The sequence below is a fragment of the Polaromonas sp. P1_E1_2 genome (assembly GCF_056406035.1).
This window is the reverse complement of sequence record NZ_JBFUAZ010000738.1, coordinates 1-1,801: the sequence shown is the minus strand read 5'-3', so window position 1 is coordinate 1,801 and position 1,801 is coordinate 1. Positions and strand designations below refer to the sequence as shown.

Sequence of the window (1,801 nt, the reverse complement as noted above, 5' to 3'; positions counted from 1 at the left end):
CCGCCGGGCAACCCCCGGCCAGCAAAATTCAGCGAAGAGCGCGCCCATCAAATCAACAACAACCCCAAAAGAGAACTGCTATCAATTCAATAGCATCCAGCGCTCATCCCCACTAACCGCAACGCCTGTTTTCCAAAAAACCTCAAGCCACAGCCCGCTCCACCAAAGGCGCATAAGCGTTACCAAACCGGTTGGCCAGAAAATCCCCCAACGCAATATCCTCCTGCCGCACAAACCCCTGCGCAGGCAACCGCCCGTTAGCCAGCAAGTCCAGCACCGTACAAATACCAGCCGCCGTGGTGATCTGGATCGCGCTGCGCAGCACGCCGCCGACCACATGGCTGTATACCTTGTGGGCGTAGGTCTCCTGCATCAGCCGGCCCTCGCGCTGGCCGCTCACGGTGACGAACACGATGACCACGTCCTGCATCGTCGTGGGCAGGGCGTTTTCCAGGATGTCCTTGAGCACACCGCGGCGGTCGCGCAGGCGCAGGTCGTTGAGCAGGGCCTTCATGATGGCCGCGTGGCCGGGGTAGCGGATGGTCTTGTAGTTGAGGTTGGTGACCTTGCTTTGAAGCGTCTCGCACAAGGTGCCCAAGCCGCCTGAAGTATTGAAGGCCTCGTAGGTCACGCCGTCGAGCGAAAACTCCTCGTGCTCGGCCAGCGGCGGCACCTCGCGCAGCACGCCTTCCACAATGGCTTCGCAGGGCTCGCAGTACTCGTTGATGACGCCGTCGGTGCTCCAGGTCAGGTTGTAGTTCAGCGCGTTCGACGGGTACTGGGGCAGGGCGCCCACGCGCATGCGCACGCTGTGCAGGCTGTCAAACCGCCGGCACAGGTCGGCCGCCACGATGGACACAAAGCCCGGCGCCAGGCCGCACTGCGGGATCAGCGCCGAGCGCGCGGTGGCGGCCAGTTCACGTACGCGCCGCGTGCTGGCCACGTCTTCGGTCAGATCCAGGTAGTGCACACCGGCTGCCACGGCAGCTTCGGCAATGGACGTGGTGAGATGAAACGGCGCCGCACTGAGCACCGCAAACTGCCCTTCAAGCTCCGCGCGCAGGGCGACAGGGTCGGTGACGTCCAGCACTTTTAATTGAACCCCGGCGCTGGCCTTCATGCCTGCCAGTGCGGCCTGTGATGCATCCACCACCGTGACCGCATAGTCCTGGCTGGCGCCCAGCAGGGCGGCAATGGTTGAGCCGATTTTGCCTGCGCCTACCACCATGATCTTTTTCATATCAGCTCCTTTGGGGGCCCCTCCAAGCGAGGGGCCTTGAGTGATTGTGGAACGCAGTACCGGCGGTTGGTAGTATCAATTTATACAAATAGAAGCGATAATTTAGACAAATAGAAGATTTCTACCTTCTATTTGACTATTCATCTCCCATAACAGGGCGCGGCCCACCCCAACGCATGAACCTTGACGCCATAGACCAGATATTGCTCAGCGAGCTGCGTGAAAACGCGCGTTGCCCGGTGGCCTTGCTCGCCCGCAAGGTGAGCCTGTCGCGCACGGCAGTGCAGGCCCGCATAGAGCGGCTGGAGCGTGACAAGGTCATCACCGGTTACGGCGTGCGCACCGGCGACGCCTATGAGCAATCGCAGGTAGCCGCCCACGTGATGCTCACCGTCGGCCCCAAGCTGTCGGGCCCGGTCGAGGCGGCGCTGCRCAAGATCCCCGAGGTCCGCTCACTGCTCTCGGTCAGCGGCACCTTCGACATGATCGCCATCGTGCAGGCCGGCTCGATCGAGCGGCTGGACGCGCTGATCGACGGCATTGGCCTGCTCGACGGGGTGG

Annotated in this window: 2 protein-coding genes; one reads left to right on the top strand and one right to left on the bottom strand. The window is 62.3% G+C overall.

From position 1 onward, the window contains the following. Positions 1-142: 142 nt before the first annotated feature. Positions 143-1,240 (bottom strand): saccharopine dehydrogenase family protein, encoded by a 1,098-nt coding sequence (locus tag AC1D1P_RS22345; RefSeq protein ID WP_477674494.1) that lies wholly within the window; start codon positions 1,238-1,240, stop codon positions 143-145. A 176-nt stretch (positions 1,241-1,416) separates the two neighbouring features. Between AC1D1P_RS22345 and AC1D1P_RS22340 the strand changes: the two genes are divergently transcribed. Beyond that, positions 1,417-1,801, top strand: a 385-nt coding sequence (locus AC1D1P_RS22340; protein WP_477674493.1) for an Lrp/AsnC family transcriptional regulator, incomplete at its 3' end; no start/stop codon positions are given.